Below are 23719 nucleotides of genomic sequence, written 5' to 3' on the forward strand. Positions count from 1 at the left end.
ATGGCAATAAGTTAAATAACCTTAACCTTGACGAGATAGTGTTATGTTTAAAATAAAAGTAGAACGCATTGTCAAAAAACCGATTAATGAGGTATTTGAAGCACTAAGTGACCATGCCAGTTATGGGTTATTTAAAGCTGTAGGTACTGCTAAATTATTGACTGAGGGTGACGAGGAACGCAATGGCGTTGGCGCTTTACGATCAGTACAAACGGGCGCCTTTAAAGTATGGGAACGCATTACTGCGTTTGAGCGTCCCACCCATATGCAATACAAAATCGAAAAATCTAAGCCTATAAAAATGCAACACAACAAAGGCATTGTTGATCTAAAAGATTTAGGGGATGGAACCACACACGTGACTTGGGTGTCTGAAGGTCGAATAGTTGTGCCATTAATTGGATGGGCGTTGGATCGTAAAATGCAAAAACAAGGTACAAAAGTATTTAATAGTATGCTCAAGTCTTTAGAGAGCAGATAAACTAAAAGCCGCTAAACTAGCGGCCTCGCTTGATTGTATTCCAAGTATTGCTTAGCGTTTTTATAGTTGTTCTCAATCAATATTGATTCATTGATTGAGAGCAACTACAATTACTCTTAATTGGACTCGTTCTTGGCGGCTTCAATGTCGTTAAAGCGTGCCAATTGCTCTGGTGTTGCTGGTTGTTGATGCTTCTCTTTCCACTCAGAATAGGGCATGCCATAAACAAGCTCACGCGCGTCTTCGTAGTCGATGTCAATCCCACGCTCTTCACCAGCTGCTTTATACCATTTGGATAAACAGTTGCGACAAAAGTCAGCAAGGTTCATTAAATCAATATTTTGTACGTCTTTACGCTCGTCCAAATGAGCCAATAAACGACGGAATGCTGCGGCTTCTAATTCGATGTTGGATTCTAATTTTGCCATAAGATTCTTCCTAATGGTTAATTGTTAATGGGTATTTATGCATTGTTATACAGGGCATTTTAAGAGTAATGATAACCTGTTTTCTGTTCATTTACTGGTTGTCCATTTATTAAAAATTTATTTACATGAGCTAACATTGAAATTCCCTCCAAACCTGAAAAATTGGATAAAAGAACTCAGCGCTTTATAAAATCGCCTGTGTAGATAATGGCTTTTGATAAAATAGCGCAGTCAAGTTAGGTGAGAAACCAAAGTAAGTAGTGATATAATGCCCTGATAATCAATATTTTATGAAGGTTTACGTTATGGCTCGCACCGCTAGCGCATTACACATTTTAGTCAAAGATAAAGCATTGGCTGACGACATTATTGCCAAACTCAAAAAAGGCGCGCAGTTTGATGTACTGGCTAAGAAACACTCCACCTGCCCATCAGGCAAAAAAGGTGGCAGCTTAGGTGAGTTTGAAAAAGGCGACATGGTACCAGCATTTGATAAAGTCTGCTTCAACAGTGAACTCTTTACCCCGCATTTAGTAAAAACCAAATTTGGCTGGCATGTGGTTAAAGTGCTTTATAGGACGTAAGCGTTAGAGACTGTAGTGGCATAGAAGCCTTAAACTGTTTTTAATAGATGATGCACACAAGAAAAGCCAGACAGCTTAGTTGTCTGGCTTTTTTAATTCTTGGTACTTATCTGTCTGCTAAAAATCATGCTGACGTATATGTGTACTTCAATCGGATAGTTATAACCATAGTATTTACATACAACATCATCTAAGTGAGCATAGCGTTGAGAAATCATCTCAAATTGTATTTATGCGCTAAGCTCATAATTCCCGCAAAGCGTCTTTACGTGCTTAATAAAGCCGCCTTTATTATTGTATGCCCAGTAGTCCGCCCATATTTGAATATCATAGGTGCTCTGCGTAATCCCCTAAAAATAGACAAAAAAAAGCCTCACATCTCCCATTAAGAGATGTGAGGCTTTTGCGCTTTATTCAAGCTAATTTGGAGCGGGAAAAGAGATTCGAACTCTCGACCCCAACCTTGGCAAGGTTATGCTCTACCACTGAGCTATTCCCGCTAATTATCAATTAACTGTCGTTAGTTGATGAAGGCGTATTATACGCAGTTTTTTAAGAGTGTCAACACCTATGACGAAAAAAGTAAAAGTTAGTAAGACAGGTATGTTATCTGGCCATAAATGTATGTTATAACAGTTTCTTATAATATGCATTCCAAAAGCTTTGCATTAAATAAATAAGCTGGGATGTACTTTATAGTTAGTCATAATCAAATTAAAAACCAACAATACTTAGAATGATAAGTCAAAGGATAAGAAATGAGTCAACAATATACCATCGCTGATTATTTGTTTGATCGAATCGCTGAAGCGGGTGCCACTGAAATATTTGGTGTGCCCGGTGATTTTAATTTAACATTTTTAGACAATGTTATCGCTTCTGATAAATTGCGCTGGGTGGGTAACACCAATGAGTTGAATGCAGGCTACGCAGCTGACGGCTATGCACGTGAGCGTGGTTTTGCCGCTATGGTAACGACTTTTGGCGTCGGTGAGCTGTCAGCGATTAATGCAACGGCAGGCTCGTTTGCAGAGTATGCACCGGTATTGCATGTGGTCGGCGCACCAAGCACAGCATTGCAAGATTCCAAACGCCGGATTCACCATACTTTGGGTGACGGGGTATTTAACCATTTTATTAAAATGGTCGAGCCGGTGACTGTGGCGCGCGCGCACATTACACCTGAAAATGCTGCTTCTGAGATTGATCGGGTTATTCGTCTGATTCTTAAAAAGCATCGTCCCGGTTATTTACTGTTATCACCAGATGTTGCAAAAACGCCCATTTATCCGCCAACGACTAAACTTGTCGATAGTGAAGAAGATATCACCAGTCAAGCGGCGTTAGATGATTTTAAGCAAGCGCTAATAGAATTTCTGCCAAACAAAACCACCACGCTTATGGCAGACTTGATGGTGCATCGTTTAGGGCTGCAAAAGCAGTTAAAAGCGTTGCTTGCCGATACCAATATTCCTTATACGACGCTATCGTGGGGCAAAACTTTGCTTGACGAAAACAGTGATCGTTGGGCAGGGACTTATGCAGGCGTGGCATCGCGTCCCGTCGTTAAGGATATGGTCGAAAACTGTGAATGTTTGATTAAGATTGGCGTGCAGTATACGGATACGACGACAGCGGGTTTTAGCCAAAATATTGATGAAAATGTGGTGGTTGACCTGCATTATGAGCGTGCAAGTATCGCAGGCAGAAACTTTGCACCCATTGCCCTAAAAGATGCTCTAAAAACATTGCATGAGGTGATGACTTCAGATATTAACATTGTGCCAAAGCAGTTCTGTGAAGAGGTAAAGCCGCATGAGCAACATGGCAAGGATGATGAGGCTATCCGTCAAGATGACTTATGGCATATCATCGCTGATGCGCTTGATGATAAAAACTTGGTGTTTTCTGAACAAGGTACTGCCTATTTTGGTATCAGTGATGTGCGTCTGCCAGAAGGCGTGACGTCTTATGGACAGCCTATGTGGGGTTCTATCGGTTATACTTTGCCGGCGAGTTTAGGCGCGGCCATTGCATCGCCGCATAAGCGTAGTATTTTGCTGATTGGTGATGGCTCGGCATTATTAACCATTCAAGAGATTGCGGTCATGATTCAAGAGCGGGTCAATCCTGTGATTGTACTGATTAATAATGACGGCTATACCGTTGAGCGGGCGATTCATGGTGAAAATCAGTATTATAACGACATCCCTAAATGTGACTGGCAGCTGATGCCAAAAGCGTTTGGTGCTACTGATGATAATAGTCTGCTACTAAAAGCAGAGACAGCGGGTGAGTTAAAAGCAGCTCTCAAGCAAGCAGCTGCCGCCAAAGACAAGCTGGTTATGTTGGAAGTCATCGCTGGTAAGCATGATATCCCGCCACTACTGGCCGACATCAGTGCCGCGCTGAAGCCAAAAAATGATTGAGTAATTAATAAAAAACTCGCTTCATAAAAAAGTGCAAGAAGCCCCATCTAGCAATGTTGCTAAATGGGGCTTCTTGCACTTTTTTATCCTATAGATTAATTAATCAGTTATTGCTCTTATGTCGGTTTGCAGACTTTAGTATCATGGTAGATTGGGTTATTTCCAGCCCTTATCATTCCATAGGAGATGACCCCGTCGTGATTTGGCTAAAAATGCTTATTGGCGCTTTGATGGTTTTGCTCATTCAATTATTTGCGCAGACCAAATTCTTCTATCTGGCGGCATTGGCACCGCTATTCCCTACATTTACCCTGATCAGTCATTTCATCGTTGGTACTGAGCGTAGTGCCGCGGATCTAAGAGTGGCATTGATATTTAGTATGCTTGGTGTCATCCCGCATCTTATTTATACTTTTGTGGTGTTTTTTAGCATCAGTTATGTCAGCTTGTATAAGGCATTGCTACTAGGCGTCGTCGCTTGGACAGTGGCAGCGACTATTTTAGTGCTTGCTTGGCAATACATTCAGGCTTAATAAGCTGCAGAACAAGGTTATAAGTCTCAATTCAAAGAACGCTTTATAAGTTTAAATAGAAAGATTGGTACGTTTTTTTAATAAAATTTCTTTGACGATCGGTTCTTTAAGGTTGGTAGGAAGTGTTATTCTTGAGAACGGTTTTATGATCCTATAGTCAGTCTTATATAAAATAAACACAGTGTTACTGGGATGAATTTTTCGTAGCATCGAAACTGCGCGGGCACAGCAAGCAAGGAAAGTTTATACCAGTAGCGCATTAAAATATTTGTAGTCATTTTATTTGGGACTGACTATATCTAAATGATATTGAACCGACTATATCTGTAATTTCCCCCGCAGCACAGTAAGATCAATATTAGCGCAATAGCGCAACTGGTTATCATTTATAAAAATAGGGCTTAAAAAAGATGGATACCTTAAATATCCTGTATCTCGTAGGGGCGTTGTTAATTTTTGCCAGCATTATGGCAAGTACGTTGTCGGCGCGTTTGGGCGTTCCTTTGTTATTGTTGTTTTTAGTGGTTGGCATGCTGGCTGGCGAAGAGGGGCTATTGGGTATTGAGTTTTCTCAATATGGTCTTGCCAACTTTGTCGGGCAGGCGGCGTTGGCCTGTATTTTGTTGGATGGCGGTCTACGCACCTCTTTTAAATCTTTCCGAGTCGGCTTAAAACCAGCCATCACGCTTGCCACGTGGGGCGTACTGGCGACGGTCATAATACTGGGTGTGTTTGTCACGTGGCTGCTTGATGTTGACTGGCGCTTTGGTCTGTTAATGGCAGCGATCGTTGGTTCAACCGATGCAGCAGCGGTATTCTCACTGCTGCGTAATGGCGGCGTCAAGCTTAACGACCGCGTCCAAGCGACGTTGGAGCTAGAATCCGGTGCCAACGACCCGTTAGCTATTTTATTGGTGACGGGGTTGATTGCTTTAAATGTTGACCCTGCCGGACAGACAGTATTTGGCTTTTTAGGCTTGCTATTACAACAGCTTAGCTTTGGCCTTGGTATGGGTTTGCTGTTTGGCTATTTATTATCAAGGTTATTGCCCAAGGTACATCTGGCAGAGGGTATGTATGCCATCTTGATACTGTCGGCTGGCTTGGCAGTGTTTGCAGCGACCAATTTAATCGGTGGTAGTGGATTTTTAGCCGTTTATCTTACTGGTGTGCTGATAGGTAACCATAAAGTGCGCTCAACCGAACACGTCATGCGGGTGATGGATAGCTTTGCGTGGTTATCACAAGCAGTGCTGTTTGTCGTTTTAGGTTTATTAGTCACGCCATCGAACGTCCTCAATGTTTGGTATTACTCGGTCGCCATTGCCGCCTTTATGATTTTGATTGCCCGTCCCATCGCGGTCTATACCAGCGTGAAGCCTTTTAAGTTTAAAGACAGAGAGATTGGCTTTATTTCTTGGGTGGGCTTGCGTGGCGCTGTGCCTATTACTCTTGCGATATTGCCTGTCATGGCAGGGATAGACAACGCCTTTATGCTGTTTGATATTGCTTTTGGCGTGGTGGTTTTATCTTTGATTTTGCAAGGTACAACCATTCCCTTTATGGCAGATTTATTCAAAGTACGTATTCCGAATAATAAAGACCCAGAAGAAAAACATGAGGTTTGGGTGTCGGACAAGGCGAGTATTACGTTATATCAGTTTCAAGTGAAGTCAGGGGCGTTTGCCATTGGCCGCCATCCGAGGGGTATCTCTAATCGCGTCAATCCTGATGAGATTAGTATTTTTGCTTTGGTACGTGGGCAGCAGATTGTGATTGTCGATGATAATACCAAGCTCAAATTTGGAGACAGTGTCTGGTATGCTATGCGCGGTGATCACGCCAGCCAGATTGCTAAGATATTCAATGATACAACATTAGACCGAAAAGCCATCGATGACTTTTATGGCGATTGGCTACTATCACCTAGCGTCAAGCTTGGCGACTTGCCATTCTTGACTGGTGTCATGACCTCCGAATCTTTGGTCGATAAACTTAAGTCCAAACCTAAAGACGACGAAAAAAGCATGTGGTCGCAGACGGTTGCTGAATATGTCAAAGCCAGCTTAGCTATGACGCCAGTATCAGGAGATACCGTTGCCATCAATGACGAATGGTCATTAGTCATCAAAGAAGTCGATGATCAAGGCAAGCTCAGAACCATTGGTCTAAAGCGTCAGGAGCAACCAGCAGCGTAAACTGGTTTATAGGAGATTTTTATCACTTCGGTGTTTTTTCTAAATCACTTTGGTGCGTTTTCTAATAAAAGACGCATCATTTGACTTAAAAAGTCGGCGACTTGTTTGTGCAGGTTTTCTCGGTAAGCCCAATGATGCTTGACCTCATAACTGGCCTCATTGGGCAGTAGTATTTTCATCAGCCCCATCTCTTCATAACGTTTGGCTAAATCATTAGGCAAATAGCCAACATGATGACCTGCCAAAATCAGCTGCGCGGTTGCCTCCATATGATAAGTGGTAGCGCTTAACGTCTTGGGGCGGACATGATTGATGCTCATATCAGTAATATACCCTCGTTTTATCCATGGATGGTTTTGTTCCAAGTCCTCAAAGCTTAAGTTTTCTGAGTCATAAAACAGTTTATGCTCGCGTCCGCAGCAGACGACCTGTCTTTCAATAAATGCTGGCTGAAAAGTGAGTAATGGTGGAAAACTACCAAAATAACCCACGCCAATATCACTTTCGTTACTCAGCAGCTTCTCCAGCATGCTTTCAGGGCTTTGCACATCGATAGAAAAATGAATGAGTGGATTGTCACGATAGCTAGCAGCCAAGCATTGGCGCAAGGCGTCATAAAAAAACGTCGGCATCTGGTCAATGAGACACAGTCGGATATGACCGCCACGCACCGAATCTAATTGGCGAATATAGTGCAGTTGATGCTGAAAGCTGGCCACCGCTTCAGTAAAACTCAAGCAAGCCTCGTAAACCGCAGCGCCATCTTCTGTCAGCTTAAAACCCGCGCGGCCACGATGACAAAGCGTCATACCCAAGCGATCTTCTAAATGGGTTAAATGTCCACTAATAACAGAGGGCGTCACATTTAAGCGCGACTGAGCGGCGGTCACGCCTTGACACTCCACGATTGCCATAAAGCTACGCAAGGTTTTGATGTCTATTTTTATCAATTCATCTAACATCGAAAGTTATGTTCCCGTATCTATTGTCTTGACCAAAACTTTTATAAAACTTCTAATAATAACGATTAAATCTAACTTACTACGAAAAAATAGAAGTTTACTTCTGAATTTTACCATGGTCTGCCTACCGATATTTAGGTATTGTCAGAGTCATATAAAAATTGATATATAACAAATTGTCTATTTCGACGACATAAAACAAGGATGTGAATTATGAAATTCAATCAACCATTGAGCGGCAACGACATGCCAAGATTTGGCGGTTTTGCTTCTATGATGCGCCTGCCAACTCAGGCTGATGCAGCAGGATTAGACGTGGCTTTCGTTGGTGTACCTATGGATATTGGGGCGTCAAACCGTAGCGGTGCCAGATTGGGCCCTCGCCAGATTCGCGATGAATCACGCATGATTCGCCCTTATAACGTTGCCACTCGCGCGGCACCCTTTGAGTCTTTACAAGTCGCTGATATCGGCGACGTACCTATCAATACCTTCAATCTCTTAAAAAGTATCGATATCATCGAAAAGTTCTATACAGAAAAAGTCGTGAATCATGGTGCTATCCCATTGACATTGGGCGGCGATCATACCATTGCTTTGCCTATTCTGCGTGCACTCGCCAAAAAACATGGCCCTGTCGGTATGGTACATATTGATGCGCATGCAGATATCAATGATGAGATGTTCGGCGAAAAAATCGCTCATGGTACGCCGTTTCGCCGTGCTGTCGAAGAGAACCTTATCGATGGTAATCGTGTGGTACAGATTGGTCTGCGTGGCACTGGATATAGTGCTGAAGAGTTTGATTGGTCAACCCAGCAAGGCTTTCGCGTGGTACCTGCTGAGGAATGTTGGTATAAGTCACTGACGCCATTGATGGCAGAAGTGCGTGAAAAGTTAGGCGATGGTCCTGTTTATCTAAGTTTCGATATCGATGGTATTGATCCTGCATTTGCACCGGGTACGGGCACGGCTGAAATCGGTGGCTTAACCTCGACGCAAGCTATTGAAATTATTCGCGGTATGCGTGGCCTTGATGTCGTCGGAGGTGATTTAGTAGAAGTGTCACCACCGTACGACCCATTTGGTAACACCTCTGTATTAGCCGCGAACTTATTGTTTGAGATGCTGTGTATCGTACCGGGCGTCCGCTATGACGATAAGGTCAAAGCAGTCTATTAATCATCATTCGTTATCTTTTCGCCAAATTCATCCTTTGTTAATAGGGTGGTATTGGTTTTTATATTAGATTTAACGATTTCTTTAAATAATAATTAAATATTTTAGGATGATTAACTCATGACGCAAACGATGCAAACGCCTGCTTCAGCACCAGCCACGCCGTCTCTAACCTGCGGTGAGCTGCTCGTGCAATGGCTAGAGTATTATGGGGTAGAGACCGTATTTGGTATTCCGGGTGTCCATACGGTCGAGCTATATCGAGGCCTACCGAGTACCAATATTCGCCACGTGACACCGCGTCACGAGCAAGGTGCTGGGTTTATGGCTGATGGCTATTACCGTGCATCTGGCAAAGTTGGCGTCTGCTTTATCATTACTGGTCCCGGTATGACCAACATCATGACTGCTATGGCGCAAGCCTTGGCTGACTCTATTCCAATGCTGGTGATATCTAGTGTCAATAAGGTAAAAGATACGGGTAGCGGTGAAGGGCACTTGCATGAATTGCATGACCAACAAGGCATGGTTAGTAAGGTAGCGCTCACCAGCAAAACCATCTGGCAGCCTGAAGCATTACCGAAAGTCATCGCTGAAGCTTTTGCATTGTTTAATGGCGCGCGTCCGGGCCCCGTGCATATCCAGCTACCTATTGATGTGATTACCGCCGATGCCAGTCATGTCGCCAAGCCTCCTAGCTTGAGTCATATTGCAAAAGGTCAAGATAATACGAATGGCTTGACCTTTCCGCAAGTGATGCGACCGCTGCCCAATCCTGCGCAATTAGATTTGATTGTTGAAACTTTGAAAGCCGCAAAGAATCCCGTGATTCTTTATGGTGGCGGCTGTGTTGACGTCGATCATGATGCACAAAAACTGGCAGAGCTGATAGATGCCCCAACCTTTTTGACCATCAATGCTAAAGGGTTGCTACCACCTAGTCATCCGTTGAGTTTGGGTAGCAATCAGTCATTAGATGCCGGCCGTGCTGTTATTAGCGAGGCTGATTTAGTATTAGCCATTGGCACTGAGCTGGGTGAGACTGATTATGACGTGTTCTTTAATGGTGAGTTTAAAATCAATGGCACGCTGATTCGCATTGACTGCGATGCTCAGCAATTGCAGCGTCCTTTTAGAGCCGATATCGCCGTATTATCCGATGCGCAAGTGGCTATCAGTGGGCTGTGTAGCCGTTTAGAGGATCAGGCGTTAAACCATCAAGCAGTAGCGCGAGTAGCTGATGCAAAACAGTCACTTATAGAAAACATGACACCAGATTTTGCGGGTCAAAATGCGCTGCTGCAGCTGATTCGGGATGAGGTAGAAGACGTTATCTTTGTTGGTGATTCGACCCAGCCTGTCTATAGCGGCAACCTTGGCTTTGAAGCGTTGGCAACGCGTCGATGGTTTAACTCATCGACTGGATTTGGCACGTTAGGCTATGGTTTGCCTGCTGCAATTGGGGCTATGATTGGCTCAAACAGTCCGGTGGTTAGCTTGATTGGCGACGGTGGTATTCAGTTTACGATTGCCGAGCTCATCTGCGCCGCTGAGCTTGAGCTGCCGTTAATTGTCCTGCTGTGGAATAACCAAGGCTATGGCGAGATTCGTCGTTATATGGAGGAGGGCGGGTTGCCACTGATCGGGGTTAATATTAAGACGCCGAATTTTGAGCCATTAGCCGCAGGCTTTGGTGTTGGTTATCGTAGAATTACAGCCAAACAGCAACTGCTAGATGCATTGAAAGAAGATATTAAAGGCAAGCAACCTATTATTTATGAAGTTGATGAATCTGATGCATTTCTAACCGAAATGGGTAAGAGTTTTAGTTGTTTTAGTTAAAGGTTAAAGGCAGTGACATTAATAGTAAGAACACTAACAATAGTGAGGCTGGCTATATTAAAGTGTGCTGAATGAAGGACATAAAGAGGCAGATAAAAAACTCATTGCTAAACATGGTATCGATCATACGGTATCGTTATTTATTTAAGAAATTGAAAAACCGAACCATCAGAAATTTACTCATAAGAAACTGAATCGACTCATTCGCTCAACCCAAGGATCGGTCAAAAAGCGAAAGAAACATTGGCGGTCGTCGCCTATCATGGAGGAATAAAATGACGAGTCATATTAGTAAGTCACAGCAGCCAGTTTTAGGTAACAATGCTGTCGATCCAAAAACACCAGAGGGCACACAATGGCGAGCAGCATTGTGGAAATTCCTGTTATTTTCCGCCCTTGGTATCGCCTTATTTATCATTCCATTCCAGTGGGATGGCAAGGTTACTATTTTATTAGGGGTATTGACCGATGCGCTGCAAGGCTGGATAGGCGACTATGTGGTTTACGTGGCCTTAGCGATTGTTACTACCTCCTTTATCGGTGCACTTGCTATTAAGCTGCTACGACCTACTTTGCAGCAAGACTCGATGCTAAAGAAGCTCTTCGATGTTGAATGGTTATGGCTCGCCGCCCGTTTTTTAGGCGCAGTATTTATCTGGATGATCTTTTTACAAGTAGGCCCCGAGTTTATTATTAATCGTAATACTGGCGGCGTTATTTTTGAAGATTTGATTCCGATTTTGATTCCTCTCTTCTTTTTCGCCATCTTATCGTTACCGTTTTTGACCGATTTTGGCTTGATGGAATTTTTAGGGACGCTATCGAGCAAGGTATTTATCAAGCTGTTTAAACTGCCCGGACGCTCAGCGGTCGATGCGATGTCTTCTTGGTTTGGCGCGGCGTCTATTGGTTTGCTCGTGACCATGCAAGAGTATGACAAAAGCTACTATAGCCAGCGTGAAGCGGCGATTATTGCCACGACTTTTTCGGTGACCTCAATTGCCTTTACGTATGTCGTTGCCAAGACTATTGGCGTTGACAATAACTTTGTCTTCTTTTATCTCACCATCGCGTTGACCGGTTTTGTCGCGGCCATTATCATGCCACGTATCCCGCCATTGTCATTAAAGGCCGACACTTACCATTCTGGCAAATGTATGCTGGATGAAGAGATTCCTGCGCAGTATAGTATGCCGCAGTGGGCGCTCAATCGTGCCGTGACGCGTGCGCACTCTATGCCCAGTCTGGCGAGCGTATTTAAGCATAGCGTAAAGAATCTATTTGATATTTATTTCGGCTTAATCCCTGTTATTTTCGCTATCGGCACCATTGGTCTGGGGCTAGCAGAGTACACGCCTGTATTCAACTGGATATCCGCGCCCCTCGTGCCAGTGCTTGAATTGTTAAAGATTCCAGAAGCGGCAGAAGCTGCGCCTGCCATGATTATGGGCTTTGCTGATATGTATCTACCAGCGTTGGTTGGTAAAAGCATTGAAAGTGAGATGACACGATTTATCGTTGGAGCGGCCTCTATTACCCAGATTATTTATATGTCTGAGGTCGGGGCGTTAATTTTGAAATCAAATATCAAGCTCAATGTGTTAGAGCTGTTTATGATCTTCATTCTCCGTACTTTAATTAGCTTAGTTATTATCACCTCAGTAGCCCATCTTTTATACTAGTTAGATATATTGATACTTAGTCAAAATTATCAGATATAACTGATGATTTTGGCTAAGTTTGACGCGATTAATTCTACTTCTACATAGGCTTAACCAATTTTTAGTGGTTGTAAATAATAACTTTTGACTGGTGTTAAGCTATAGTTTATACAATTTAAAAAAGATAAAAAGTGACTGAGTGCCGATGTATATGTAATAACTCAAGCACGCTTAATAGTGTAATTTTTTTATAGTGAATTGACTGTTTTTAAATAGGTTTGATAGCAAGATGATTGTGGTTATTTAGCTAAATCTGACAAAAAATATATGCTACGATTAAATGAAGCAATTCAATATAGTCAAATAAAATAATGGTGTTCTTTTCACTCTAATGGACTAGATAATAATATGAATATTAACTTCCCTGACCTCGAAAAGCTGATAAAGATAGCTGAACGCTCTAACATAAATTCCTTAGAAGTAACGGATGGTGACGCGCGTATCTCTATAATATGCCGATCTGATGGCAACGAGAGTATCAGTGGTGACAACAACAATAACAATAAGCGCAATCTTGCTAGCACTTCCGGCTCAAAACAGCGAGCGAATATAAGCGCTGAGAGCAATCAAAACGATGTTGGTAATGATGACGCAGTTCTCAATAAAAAAGAGGCAAATGAAGACGCCCAAAAACAAGTAACAGCACCCATGCTAGGCACTTTTTATCGACGCTCAGAGCCTACAGCTGACGAGTTTGTTAAAGTAGGGGGTACGGTAGACAAAGGACAGACGCTATGTATTATTGAGGCTATGAAAATGATGCACGAGGTCAAAGCTGAGTTTCCATGCACTATTAAAGAGGCATTAGTTGATGAAGGTGATGTTGTAGAATATGGACAGGCCTTGTTTGTTATTGAACCAGCCAGCTAAGATTAGCGTACATTGCTTACGCACTATACTTTTTAGGAATATCAGCTTAGGAAAATCGACATGTTCTCAAAAATCTTAATTGCTAACCGTGGCGAGATTGCCTTACGCATCGTGCGAGCTTGTAAACAGTTGGGTATCGGGTCAGTCATAGCCCATTCGGAGGCGGATAGAGACTCGCTACCCGTACGTTTAGCTGATGAGAGCATATGTATCGGCCCTGCCAATGCAACACACAGCTACTTAAATAAAAAAGCGATTGTCTCTGCGGCAAAAATGACCAACGCTGACGCCATTCACCCAGGCTATGGGTTTTTGTCTGAGAATGCAGAATTTGCGGATTTGATTGAGAAGTCTGGTCTCGTTTTTATCGGGCCGACCGCAGATAATATTAGACAGATGGGTGACAAAGTCGCTGCCAAAAAGCAGATGATTGCCGCGAGTGTGCCTTGTGTACCTGGTTCCGAAGGTGCTTTGCCCGCAGATAGCGATCAGATAATCAAGATTGCAAGTGATGTTGGCTATCCCGTCATTATCAAAGCTGCGAGTGGTGGTGGTGGACGCGGTATGCGAGTCGTGGAACAAGAGGCCGATTTATTATCCGCTATTTCTATGACGCAGACAGAAGCCAAAGCCAATTTTGGTAGTGCTATCGTTTATCTCGAAAAATACCTACAAGCGCCACGGCATGTTGAAATCCAAGTGCTGTCTGATACCCATGGCAATGCTATTTATCTAGGTGAGCGCGATTGCTCTATGCAGCGCCGCCACCAAAAAGTAATAGAGGAAGCGCCAGCACCAGGTATTACTGATGAACAAAGACAGCGGATAGGTCAAGCTTGCGCGACTGCCTGCCAGCAAATGAAATATAGAGGGGCGGGCACGTTTGAGTTTTTATATGAAAATGGTGAGTTCTTTTTTATCGAAATGAATACTCGTATTCAGGTTGAGCATCCTATTACCGAGATGGTCACTGGGGTCGATATCGTTCAAGAACAAATACGAGTGGCTGCAGGGTTAGAGCTAGCGCATAAACAAAGTGATATTGTTATCACTGGACACGCTTTTGAGTGCCGTATTAATGCTGAAAACCCTGTTACCTTTTTGCCCAACGCTGGCCGTATAGATTACTGTCATATGCCAGCAGGGCTTGGTATTCGAGTGGATAGCCATATCGAATCAAACTATACCGTTCCACCCTCTTATGACAGTTTGATAGCGAAAATATGCGTGCATGATCATTCAAGGGAAGCGGCGATTGAGAAGATGCAAGCGGCATTATCAGAAGCGCAAATTACAGGCATTGATACCAATATCAGCCTTCACGAGCGACTGTTTAAAGATGAAGCATTTTGTCAGGGTCAAGTAAGTATTCATTATCTAACCGAATGGATAAAAAAGAATATCTAAGTTAAGTCTTAATATCTAAAAATAAATCTGAAGCCGACATGAAAGACAAAGATAACGGAGCGTATGGTAATGGAATTACAATGGCAGCTATGCAGTGAGACCAATCTAACTTTGTTTTTCCCTAAACCTATAACGTTAGAGAAGCAGCAACAGTGCTGGGCGCTCGCCGACAGCATACAGCAGATGCCAGAAGTCTTAGAAGTCGTCATCGGCATGAATACCCTAAGTGTCTTTACCTTCTCTTTGACATGGATCGAGCTTGAAGCGTTTAAAAATAAACTGTCAGCTCTGCTTGGTGACATTCCTTCAAAAACCATAAACGGTAAGCATATTGAAATTCCCGTACATTATGGCGGCAAATATGGCCCTGATTTAAAAACACTGGCCACTGAATTGGGTCTCTCTGTTGAAACGGTTGTTAATTTACACACCGAGGCGACTTATACGATTTATTTCATTGGTTTTCAGCCCGGATTTCCTTATCTTGGCGGCTTATCTGAATCCTTATATTTTCCAAGACATGCGACCCCAAGAACGAAAGTGCCTGCAGGTTCGGTCGGCATCGGTGGTGAACAAACCGGTGTCTATCCTTTTGAATCCCCAGGTGGTTGGCAGCTGTTAGGCCAAACTGATATACCTTTATTTGATTTAACAAAAGCGTCTCCTACTTTGCTTAACGCAGGCGATACCTTGAAATTTACCGCTATTGATATTTATGAATAAAACACCTTTAAATCAGGTATCTGCTCATACCAATAAATAGGGGCTATCAATGAAGATTTTAACCACTAGTGCGCTTGCTAGCATCCAAGACTCGGGACGATTTGGCTATCGAAGCATGGGCGTGGATAGAAGTGGGGTAATGGATAGCTGGGCTTTGCAAGCGGGAAATGCGTTGTTAAAGAACGACCTTAACGAGCCTGCTATCGAAATAGCGGTCGGTAGTCTCACGATACAGTTTGAAGAGGACGTCAGTTTTTGTTTAACGGGTGCGCTCTACGAGGCATATATAGATGATAAGCGTATTCCTTGCTATTGGCGTATTAATGCGCAGGCAGGGCAAACGCTTAAACTGCTGCGTCCATTACAAGGTATGTATACCTATCTGTGTGTACATGGCGGCTTTGATATCGAGCCAGTCCTACAATCGTCCAGCACCAATCTAAAAGCCAGTTTTGGCGGTTTTAAAGGTAGATACCTTAAAGCAGATGATGTTCTAAAAGTGAGAACATCCTCAAGCTTACGGGTTATAGGAGTGGCTCGCCTTGAGCCAACCAATAGGATTAGAGTAATAAAAAACAGTGAGTATGAGTACTTTACCTCTGCCTCAAAAGCCGCGTTTGAATCACAGCAATGGCAACTACAAAGCAGTAGCAACCGTATGGGCTATCGCTTGGATGGTACCGCACTTGAGTTTAATGAAGCTACGCAAATGAGCTCGCACGGTGTCGATATTGGCATGATTCAAGTACCGCCGCAAGGGCAGCCGATTGTTCTGATGGCTGATGCCCAAACGACGGGTGGCTATCCTAAAATTGCGACGGTAATTAACGCTGATATAGGGCTCATGGCGCAAATTCGGTTTGGTAAAACTTGTCAATTTGTCATCATAGAGGTAGAGCAAGCATTGCGTGAGCAGCAAAAAAGACAATACTATATCGAGCAAATTAAGGAGTACGCCCATGAAAGTTGATTTAAATGCCGACGTTGCCGAAGGCTGCGGACAAGATGAGAAGCTGATGACCATAGTAAGTTCGGCTAACGTGTGCTGTGGATTACATGCCGGTTCTTATGCCGAGATGCTAATCACCTTACAGTTGGCAAAAGAAAATAACGTCAGGGTAGGGGCCCATCCCAGTCTAGACGATAGAGAGAACTTTGGTCGTACCGATCAAGTTTTAGACGAAGAAGGCTATCGTGCCTTAATGCGGTATCAGTTGGGAGCAACCAAAGCGCTTTGCGACTTGGTTGGTGTGCCGTTAGAGTATGTTAAACCGCATGGCGCTTTATATAACCAAGCCGCTGCCAATGAATCATTAGCAGATATTCTGGTCAGTGAAATTAAGAATTTCGATTCCAATTTAAAAGTGATGGGTTTGTCGGGTGGCTATCTGGTCAAGTCAGCAAAAAATCATGGTCTAGAGGTGATATCTGAAGTATTCGCTGATAGGAACTATGAGAAGGATGGCTCGCTAGTCTCGCGTAGCAAAGACAATGCCCTAATAACGGACACGGATGAAGCGACCAATCATGTGCTACAAATGATTACTGAAGGGTTTGTAACCAGTGTATGCGGTGAAAAAGTGCCGGTAGATGCCCAAAGCGTCTGCTTACATGGCGACGGCGAACATGCCATTCTTTTTGCTCAAGAAATAAAAAAGCAGCTTGAGCTAAAAGGTATTGAGATATCAGCTTAATATTAGATTAATAATAGTTTGAACAACCTACTCTGTATAAAACAAGGATGTTTATGAGTACCTTAAAAAAACACAATACAGCTATTTTAGGTGCCGCCTTTTTGATGGCAACCTCAGCAGTAGGGCCAGGGTTTTTGACACAAACCGCCACTTTTACCGAAAGCCTGATGGCAAGCTTTGGTTTTGTTATTTTAATCTCTATTGTCATGGATATTGGCGTCCAGCTTAACGTTTGGCGAGTAGTCGCCGTATCCAAAAAGCGCGCGCAGGAAATTGCTAACTTGGTGTTTCCTGGAGTGGGTTATTTGCTCGCTTTCCTGATTATTGCTGGAGGCTTAGCATTTAATATCGGTAATATTGGCGGCGCTGGTCTTGGTATGCAGTCGATGTTCAATATCTCGCCCATTACTGGCGCACTGATCAGTGGTGTTATCGCTGTTGCTATATTTCTAGGCCGCGAAACCGGCCCTATCATGGATAAGTTCACTCAGCTAATGGGCTTTATTTTAATTGTGTTAATTATCTATGTAATGTTTAAGTCTGATCCACCATTAGCTGAAGCAGTTACCAAAACCATTATGCCTGATAAGATAGATGCGGTAGCGATCGTAACCTTAGTAGGCGGTACGGTTGGTGGTTATATTACTTTCTCTGGTGCTCATCGCTTGTTAGAAGCAGGCGTCAGCGGAGAAGAAAACCTAGACTCTGTGACCAGAAGCTCGGTCTCTGGCATTTTGATTGCCTCTGTTATTCGCGTCTTCTTATTCCTTGCTGTCTTGGGCGTGGTCTCCAAAGGTATCGCGTTAGACCCCTCAAATCCAGCAATGTCGCCTTTTCAGTATATCCTAGGCAATACTGGTAAAGTTGTTTTTGGTATGGTGATTTGGGCGGCCTCAGTGACCTCTGTTATTGGCGCTGCGTATACTTCCGTATCTTTTATGACCAATTTTCATCCCTTTATCGAGACCCATAAGCGCTATTTTATTATTGGTTTTATTGTCATCTCGACATTCGTCTTTGCCACTATCGGCAAGCCAGCTCAAGTACTTGTATTAGTCGGGACGTTAAATGGCTTAGTACTACCTATCGCTATGGTGATTATACTTATTGCGGCCTATAGAAAAACTATCGTCGGCAATTATAAACACCCTATTTGGATCGCTGTCTTTGGTTGGTTGATTGCTATTGCGATGAGTATTCTAAGCGTGATGACTATCGCTCAATATCTTGGTATCAGTTAAGGAGTTTATGATGGATATAGAACAAGTGGCGCGGGTGGTTAAACTCGTTGAAAGCAGCCGATTGTATAAAGTAACGATTGAAGATAACGGGCAGTCAATTACCGTAGTTAATAACATAAACCAGCAGAAGACTGCCAGCCCCGTAAAAACAAAGGCTGTTCAAGATAGTACGGATAAAAACAGTGCAGATCAAAATGGTAGCGCCATTAAAAATAATCTACCGAAGGTGCGCGCGACGCATGTTGGACGGGTTTATTTAAGTGAAGATGGGGCAACTGATCCTTTAGTGAGCAAGGGCGATCATATTGAAAAAGGTCAAACGATTTGCTTTATTGAAGAGTTGACTCGACTGCTACCTGTGGTCAGTGACAAAGAAGGGGTTGTGAGCGATATATTGGTTGAGGATGGGCAAGGTGTTGAATACGGGCAGTCTATTTTAGCTTTGGAATTATATTAAAATGATCGTTAGGATCATCGATGATTAGGCGAGCTTAGCATGTGAAGTATGGCTTACATGCTTTAGCTAATATACATATTACTCTCAATATTATTCTTCATATGCAGTAGACGCGGGGCAATGTCTTCTTCTAGTTTAGTACGACTAAGAACAAAACTAGGTGCGCCGCAATTAAAAGTCAGTAAGCCCTCAGTTGGATGCATGATGGCAGTGGCGACAGCGTTGACGTCTTTTTGCCATTCACTAATCGAAAAGCAATAACCATAGTCGTCATAATCTCTAAAGGCTTTATCCAGTCCGCGTCTAATTTTCAGCCAATCATCTTTATACTTACTACGGATGGCATCAAGGATAAATTCTTGCTCAGCAGCGGGCATACTGGCTAAACACGCACGTCCCATTGAGCTTAAATGAATGGGTAGATATGAGCCGACATTACGTCGCATGGTAGTCGTCCCAGACCCTTGTACGACATTGAGATATACCATCCTCAGGCGATCACGGGTTGCCATAGCGACCGCACTATTGGCATAATCTGCCAGTTCTTCCATATAGGGGGTGACTAAATTGTTGATAGAGATATTCGCCATCATCGTATAGCCAAACCCTAAGACACCGGCAGAAAGCTGATATTTACTACTGTTGGTCGATTGCTTTAGATATCCTAACTTCACAAGAGTATAAGTCAGACGCGTAATTGTCCCTTTAGGCAGCCCAGTTAATTGGCTTAAGTCTTGATTACCCAGATAAGGGCGCTGCGGGGTAAAACAACGCAGCAGCTCTAGCCCGCGTGCCAAAGCGGTAATGAACTGCCTATCGTTTTTATCTCTCATGTCACTAATCGGCTCTAACAGCTCAATATGTGTTGATTTATTAGAGTCTTCATCAGCAAGGATATTAGTTGTCATATACGATTTGTTGCTCTTAGTTAAATTGATTTAAATAGCATAGAATCCACTACTTTGAGTACCTTGTAAGCAAATAGTTGTACGCTAATAGTAGTATACCGCTTCTGATAACACTCTATTAATGTACATTGAAATTATTAACATAGCTATTATAAATATAAAGTATTTCGCTATGCGGTATATATGGACTTAAAAGTATCACGCCTTTTGTGGATCATATTGCTGTTCTTTGATGAACAACGTTGGAATAAGACCACATAAGAAATACGCGCCTGCCATAAGTAACAGACCTGCGCCGATAGAGTTTTGCATAGCCATATAACCAATGGCAACTGGTGCAATAACTGAGCCCAGTCGTCCGATATTGAACGCACCGCCAATGGCCGTACCTCGAATAGCGGTAGGAAAGCTTTCCGTCAAGTAGGTGGCATTGATCGCATAAGGGATGCCGTATAAGAAACCAAAGGTTATCATTAACCAACCGATGTTCTCTGGAGTATGCATATAGACTAACACTGGAATAAATAGCGCTGTGCCCATAGTGCCGAAGGCAAATACTATTTTGCGACCAATTCTATCAGCCACTAAACCTGCCACGACTTTAGCAAACATCATCGTCAAGTAAGTACCCGCCATATATAGTGCCATCTCCTTAAACTTGATACCCAGTTCAGTTTCTAGATAAGACGGTAGCCAGTTACTTACACCGAAATAACCAAATAGTAATAGCCCTGAACTCATGGACCATAAAATGAACATGATGCGATGTTTTGGATTTTCAAAGATGGCTTTATAAGGGTTTTCAGGTTTTGTGAGTGAGTTTTTCGTACCACTAAGTTTGAGAGCACGAGCCTCTTTCCAAGAATTTGGTTCAGGGATAAGGAAATACATCGATATCGAGAGAATGATAGGTAAGAATGTTAAGAGATATAAGGTACGCCAACCATAGGTAGGAATAATCCAAGCCGAAATGCTTGTGATCACTAAAGACCCTAACGTAAAACCTGTCATCAGTGCTGCAAGTACCGTCGTTCGATGTTTGGTAGGTACCATTTCAGACATCAGGGTATTAGTGGCAATATATAAACTGCCAAGACCCAAGCAAGCGGTGAATCGCAATGCTACAAACTGCTCGTAGCTCTGTACAAAGCCACTAAAACCAGATAACACAGAGAACATCGCTGTCGCAATCACGATAACACGTACTCGGCCAAAACGATCACAGGCCCAACCACCGAAAAATCCACCGATGGCCATGCCAAATAACGACCAACTCCCCAAAGCACCCGCTTGTATATTGGTCAATCCAAACTCTACCTTGAGACTTGACAGGGTAAAGGCGAGAATCCCAATATCAGCCCCATCACATAACAGCACTAGAAAACAAAAAAAGAAGGCCAATTTCCAAGGTTGCTTTTGGATAGAGCTTGAGCTTGGAGTTGACGTTATAGCAGCACTTTTCACAATGTATATCCTTATTGTTGTGAGAAAGAAATTTTATGGTAACAGCGACATAAACCAGATATCTGCGTCCTAGCAAATACCTCGATATGCTTTGATAATGTAAATACCTTTTAATAATCAAATAAATAGCATTCAAATAAATGACAACTACTCGCTAACTTCTTTAATCATATTGCGGGCAATAATGATCTGCTGGATTTGGGTCGTGCCTTCATACAAACGATATAAGCGCACATCACGATAAAAACGTTCAATGCCATAATCGGCAATATAACCAGCACCGCCATGAATTTGCACGGCTCTATCAGCAACACGGCCACACATTTCGGTGGCAAACATCTTGGCACATGACGACTCGGTAACGACATCTTTGCCATCGTCGCGCAAGCGTGAAGCATCTAATACCATCGATTTGGCCGCATAAATCTCTGCTTTTGAATCAGCAAGCATCGCTTGAATCAGCTGAAAATTGGCAATGGATTGACCAAACTGTTTACGCTCGACGGCATAGCGTAGCGCGTCATCTAACATGCGAGTGGCTGCGCCTGTACTCGCTGCAGCGATATGTAAGCGGCCTTTATCCAGAACCTTCATGGCGGTTTTAAAACCTACGCCTTCTACACCACCAATCAAAGCATCAACAGGTACGACGCAATTGTCAAAGATCACGTCACAGGTATGCGCGCCTTTTTGGCCCATTTTTTTGTCGATTTTACCAAGCGTAATACCAGGAGTATCGCTCTCAACGATGAATGCTGAAATACCACCAGATCTTTTGTTTTCGGGATCAGTGCGTGCCATCACAGTAAATATACCGGCTTGAGGGGCATTGGTGATATAACGCTTGGTGCCATTGAGTACGTAAGTATCGCCGTCTTTAATTGCAGTGGTTCGCAGCGATGCCGCATCAGAGCCTGACTCAGGTTCGGTCAAGCAAAAAGAGCCGATAATTTCACCGCTGGCCAGTCTTGGTAGGTATTTTTGTTTTTGCGCTTCAGTACCATCGATGACCAGACCAGAGGAACCAATACCGTTATTAGTGCCTATTAATGAGCGAAAAGCAGGTGAGGTGCGCCCTAACTCAAATGCCAATGTGACCTCTTCTTCCATCGTAACGCCAAGTCCACCGTATTCCTCGGGAATAGTCAGTCCAAATAGACCCAGCTCACGCATCTGACTAATAATCTCTTCTGGCAGACGATCATTTTCTGCCACCCAGTCTTCTTTTGGGATCAGTTGGTTATTCACAAATTGACGAATGGTTTGGACGATATGGTCGAGTACTTCCTTATCTCTAATCATGTGATTCTTCCTTGTTTAGATGACGTCTAATATTGATTGATGAGGGCTTTATAATTAATTTGAATAAACAGCATAATCGATAATTTATTGGATTACAATACTTTTGGTTTAAAAAACCGCAATGCGGTATTTATAAAAGAGATGAGGCATTAACGGCCTATCTATTTATTAATTTAACTGGCTTTTACTCTTCACAAAAGAAAATAAACAGTATATATTGGTACTTAATATCGGGTGTAATGGACATTATTCATGCTGTCATAGGGTCTAACGCTATATACTGTCTATATTTGCAAGGAATGAACGCCATGAATCAAAAAACTGCCCTTTTTGTAGTGATAAACACACCAAGAAGAATGGACGTAAGCTTGGCAAACAGCAGTATCAATGCCTAGCTTGCAGACGGCAGTTTTTAGGTGGCAACAGACTCAATAACCAAACACTTTGGACTGAATATACCCAAGGTAAACAGACTTACCAACAACTGGCTGATAAATACCACTGTAGTCTTAAAACCATTCAAAGACGCTTAGATAAAGTCAGTATCGAGTATCAGGTTAAACGACCAAAGACTGCTAATATCATCATGGACACCACTTACTTTGGTCGCAAGTTTGGTTTAATGGTCTTTATGGATAACACCACTAAAACCGTTCTTTATTACGCGATAGTCAGTCATGAAACTAATAGTGCTTATAAGCAAGGGATTGATCACCTAGCATCGTTAGGCGTTGATATACAAAGTATTACCTGCGATGGTAGACGAGGACTGCGTACGCTATTTACCGGTATACCTTGTCAAATGTGCCAGTTTCATCAAGTACAAATAGTGACCCGCTACCTCACTCGTCGCCCTAAGAACATCGCCAGTATTGAGCTTAGACAGCTCGCTTTAAACATAATACAGCTTGATAAGACAGCGTTCATAAAGCGCTTAGATCACTGGTATTTGACTCATGAAGCCTATCTTAGTGAACGTAGCATCAATACTGATACTGGTAGAACGTGGTACACGCACAAGCGTCTTAGAAGTGCTTATCGTAGTCTACGAACCAATAGTAACTGGCTGTTTACTTATCGAGAATATGAGCACTTAGATATACCAAATACGACCAATTCTCTTGAAGGGTTATTCAGTGAGCTAAAGCGACAATTGCACAGTCATCATGGGTTAAATGAGTACCGTAAGTTACGGTTTATTAAAGACTTTTTAGGGTCGAAGTCACTCAAATAGCATGAATTATGTCCATTAGCGACTACCTTCTACTTTTTAGCATGAATTTTGTCCATTACACC

The 23719-nt window shown here is 42.9% G+C and carries 21 protein-coding genes and 1 tRNA gene; 16 read left to right on the forward strand and 6 right to left on the reverse strand.

Translation table 11 applies throughout. From position 1 onward, the window contains the following. The first annotated feature begins 43 nt into the window (after positions 1 to 43). On the forward strand, positions 44 to 481 hold the full coding sequence (locus W293_RS0102050; RefSeq protein WP_025650868.1) for an SRPBCC family protein: 438 nt from the start codon (positions 44 to 46) through the stop codon (positions 479 to 481). 116 nt (positions 482 to 597) lie between these two features. Here the strand turns inward: W293_RS0102050 and W293_RS0102055 are convergent, their stop codons facing one another. After that, complete coding sequence (locus W293_RS0102055; protein WP_025650869.1) at positions 598 to 909, reverse strand: DUF1244 domain-containing protein; 312 nt, start codon at positions 907 to 909, stop codon at positions 598 to 600. Between the two features lie 305 nt (positions 910 to 1214). Here W293_RS0102055 and ppiC point away from each other — a divergent pair, with 305 nt between their 5' ends. Further along, on the forward strand, positions 1215 to 1493 hold the full coding sequence (gene ppiC, locus W293_RS0102060; RefSeq protein ID WP_025650870.1) for a peptidylprolyl isomerase PpiC: 279 nt from the start codon (positions 1215 to 1217) through the stop codon (positions 1491 to 1493). A 425-nt stretch (positions 1494 to 1918) separates the two neighbouring features. Here the strand turns inward: ppiC and W293_RS0102065 are convergent. Continuing rightward, a tRNA-Gly gene (locus W293_RS0102065) sits at positions 1919 to 1993 on the reverse strand. A gap of 258 nt (positions 1994 to 2251) precedes the next feature. Here W293_RS0102065 and W293_RS0102070 point away from each other — a divergent pair. From W293_RS0102070 to W293_RS0102080, 3 genes are all read left to right on the forward strand, one after another. Further along, positions 2252 to 3922 (forward strand): alpha-keto acid decarboxylase family protein, encoded by a 1671-nt coding sequence (locus W293_RS0102070; RefSeq protein ID WP_025650871.1) that lies wholly within the window; start codon positions 2252 to 2254, stop codon positions 3920 to 3922. 143 nt (positions 3923 to 4065) lie between these two features. Then, positions 4066 to 4455: a GlpM family protein gene (locus tag W293_RS0102075; protein WP_227502335.1), complete on the forward strand. Its 390-nt coding sequence runs from the start codon at positions 4066 to 4068 to the stop codon at positions 4453 to 4455. A 410-nt stretch (positions 4456 to 4865) separates the two neighbouring features. Next, positions 4866 to 6653: a potassium/proton antiporter gene (locus tag W293_RS0102080; protein ID WP_025650873.1), complete on the forward strand. Its 1788-nt coding sequence runs from the start codon at positions 4866 to 4868 to the stop codon at positions 6651 to 6653. Between the two features lie 44 nt (positions 6654 to 6697). Here W293_RS0102080 and W293_RS0102085 read toward each other — a convergent pair whose 3' ends face one another. Then, complete coding sequence (locus tag W293_RS0102085; RefSeq protein WP_025650874.1) at positions 6698 to 7615, reverse strand: LysR family transcriptional regulator; 918 nt, start codon at positions 7613 to 7615, stop codon at positions 6698 to 6700. A gap of 213 nt (positions 7616 to 7828) precedes the next feature. Between W293_RS0102085 and speB the strand changes: the two genes are divergently transcribed. The 10 genes from speB to W293_RS0102135 all read left to right on the forward strand — a co-directional run bounded on the left by speB (position 7829) and on the right by W293_RS0102135 (position 18749). Next, positions 7829 to 8797 carry an agmatinase gene (speB, locus tag W293_RS0102090; protein WP_025650875.1) on the forward strand — a complete coding sequence of 323 codons (969 nt, stop codon included), beginning with the start codon at positions 7829 to 7831 and terminating at the stop codon, positions 8795 to 8797. A gap of 117 nt (positions 8798 to 8914) precedes the next feature. Continuing rightward, positions 8915 to 10636 carry a 5-guanidino-2-oxopentanoate decarboxylase gene (locus tag W293_RS0102095; protein ID WP_025650876.1) on the forward strand — a complete coding sequence of 574 codons (1722 nt, stop codon included), beginning with the start codon at positions 8915 to 8917 and terminating at the stop codon, positions 10634 to 10636. 275 nt (positions 10637 to 10911) lie between these two features. Further along, positions 10912 to 12318, forward strand: a complete 1407-nt coding sequence (locus W293_RS0102100; RefSeq protein ID WP_025650877.1) for a YjiH family protein — start codon at positions 10912 to 10914, stop codon at positions 12316 to 12318. A gap of 387 nt (positions 12319 to 12705) precedes the next feature. After that, positions 12706 to 13227, forward strand: a complete 522-nt coding sequence (gene accB, locus W293_RS0102105; RefSeq protein WP_025650878.1) for an acetyl-CoA carboxylase biotin carboxyl carrier protein — start codon at positions 12706 to 12708, stop codon at positions 13225 to 13227. A gap of 60 nt (positions 13228 to 13287) precedes the next feature. Continuing rightward, positions 13288 to 14634, forward strand: a complete 1347-nt coding sequence (gene accC, locus W293_RS0102110) for an acetyl-CoA carboxylase biotin carboxylase subunit (protein ID WP_025650879.1) — start codon at positions 13288 to 13290, stop codon at positions 14632 to 14634. 69 nt (positions 14635 to 14703) lie between these two features. After that, positions 14704 to 15357 carry a 5-oxoprolinase subunit PxpB gene (gene pxpB, locus W293_RS0102115; protein WP_025650880.1) on the forward strand — a complete coding sequence of 218 codons (654 nt, stop codon included), beginning with the start codon at positions 14704 to 14706 and terminating at the stop codon, positions 15355 to 15357. Between the two features lie 49 nt (positions 15358 to 15406). Beyond that, positions 15407 to 16327 (forward strand): biotin-dependent carboxyltransferase family protein, encoded by a 921-nt coding sequence (locus W293_RS0102120; protein WP_025650881.1) that lies wholly within the window; start codon positions 15407 to 15409, stop codon positions 16325 to 16327. Beyond that, positions 16317 to 17051, forward strand: a complete 735-nt coding sequence (pxpA, locus tag W293_RS0102125) for a 5-oxoprolinase subunit PxpA (protein ID WP_025650882.1) — start codon at positions 16317 to 16319, stop codon at positions 17049 to 17051. Before W293_RS0102120 ends, pxpA begins: the two co-directional genes overlap by 11 nt. A gap of 53 nt (positions 17052 to 17104) precedes the next feature. Continuing rightward, positions 17105 to 18292 (forward strand): NRAMP family divalent metal transporter, encoded by a 1188-nt coding sequence (locus tag W293_RS0102130; RefSeq protein WP_025650883.1) that lies wholly within the window; start codon positions 17105 to 17107, stop codon positions 18290 to 18292. 7 nt (positions 18293 to 18299) lie between these two features. Continuing rightward, entirely contained in the window at positions 18300 to 18749 is a 450-nt protein-coding gene (locus W293_RS0102135; RefSeq protein WP_227502333.1) for an acetyl-CoA carboxylase biotin carboxyl carrier protein, read from the forward strand. Between the two features lie 62 nt (positions 18750 to 18811). Here W293_RS0102135 and W293_RS0102140 read toward each other — a convergent pair whose 3' ends face one another. The 3 genes from W293_RS0102140 to W293_RS0102150 all read right to left on the reverse strand — a co-directional run bounded on the left by W293_RS0102140 (position 18812) and on the right by W293_RS0102150 (position 22423). Continuing rightward, entirely contained in the window at positions 18812 to 19657 is an 846-nt protein-coding gene (locus W293_RS0102140) for an IclR family transcriptional regulator (protein ID WP_025650885.1), read from the reverse strand. A 198-nt stretch (positions 19658 to 19855) separates the two neighbouring features. Then, the gene (locus tag W293_RS0102145; RefSeq protein ID WP_025650886.1) at positions 19856 to 21121 is read right to left on the reverse strand and encodes an MFS transporter; all 1266 of its coding nucleotides are present in this window, start codon (positions 21119 to 21121) and stop codon (positions 19856 to 19858) included. Between the two features lie 147 nt (positions 21122 to 21268). Then, positions 21269 to 22423, reverse strand: a complete 1155-nt coding sequence (locus W293_RS0102150) for an acyl-CoA dehydrogenase family protein (protein WP_025650887.1) — start codon at positions 22421 to 22423, stop codon at positions 21269 to 21271. Positions 22424 to 23009: 586 nt separating this feature from the next. Here W293_RS0102150 and W293_RS0102155 point away from each other — a divergent pair. Further along, positions 23010 to 23657 carry a hypothetical protein gene (locus W293_RS0102155; RefSeq protein WP_025650738.1) on the forward strand — a complete coding sequence of 216 codons (648 nt, stop codon included), beginning with the start codon at positions 23010 to 23012 and terminating at the stop codon, positions 23655 to 23657. The last annotated feature ends 62 nt before the right edge of the window (positions 23658 to 23719 follow it).

This window comes from Psychrobacter sp. TB67 (assembly GCF_000511065.1).
GTDB classification, from domain to species: Bacteria; Pseudomonadota; Gammaproteobacteria; order Pseudomonadales; family Moraxellaceae; genus Psychrobacter; species Psychrobacter okhotskensis.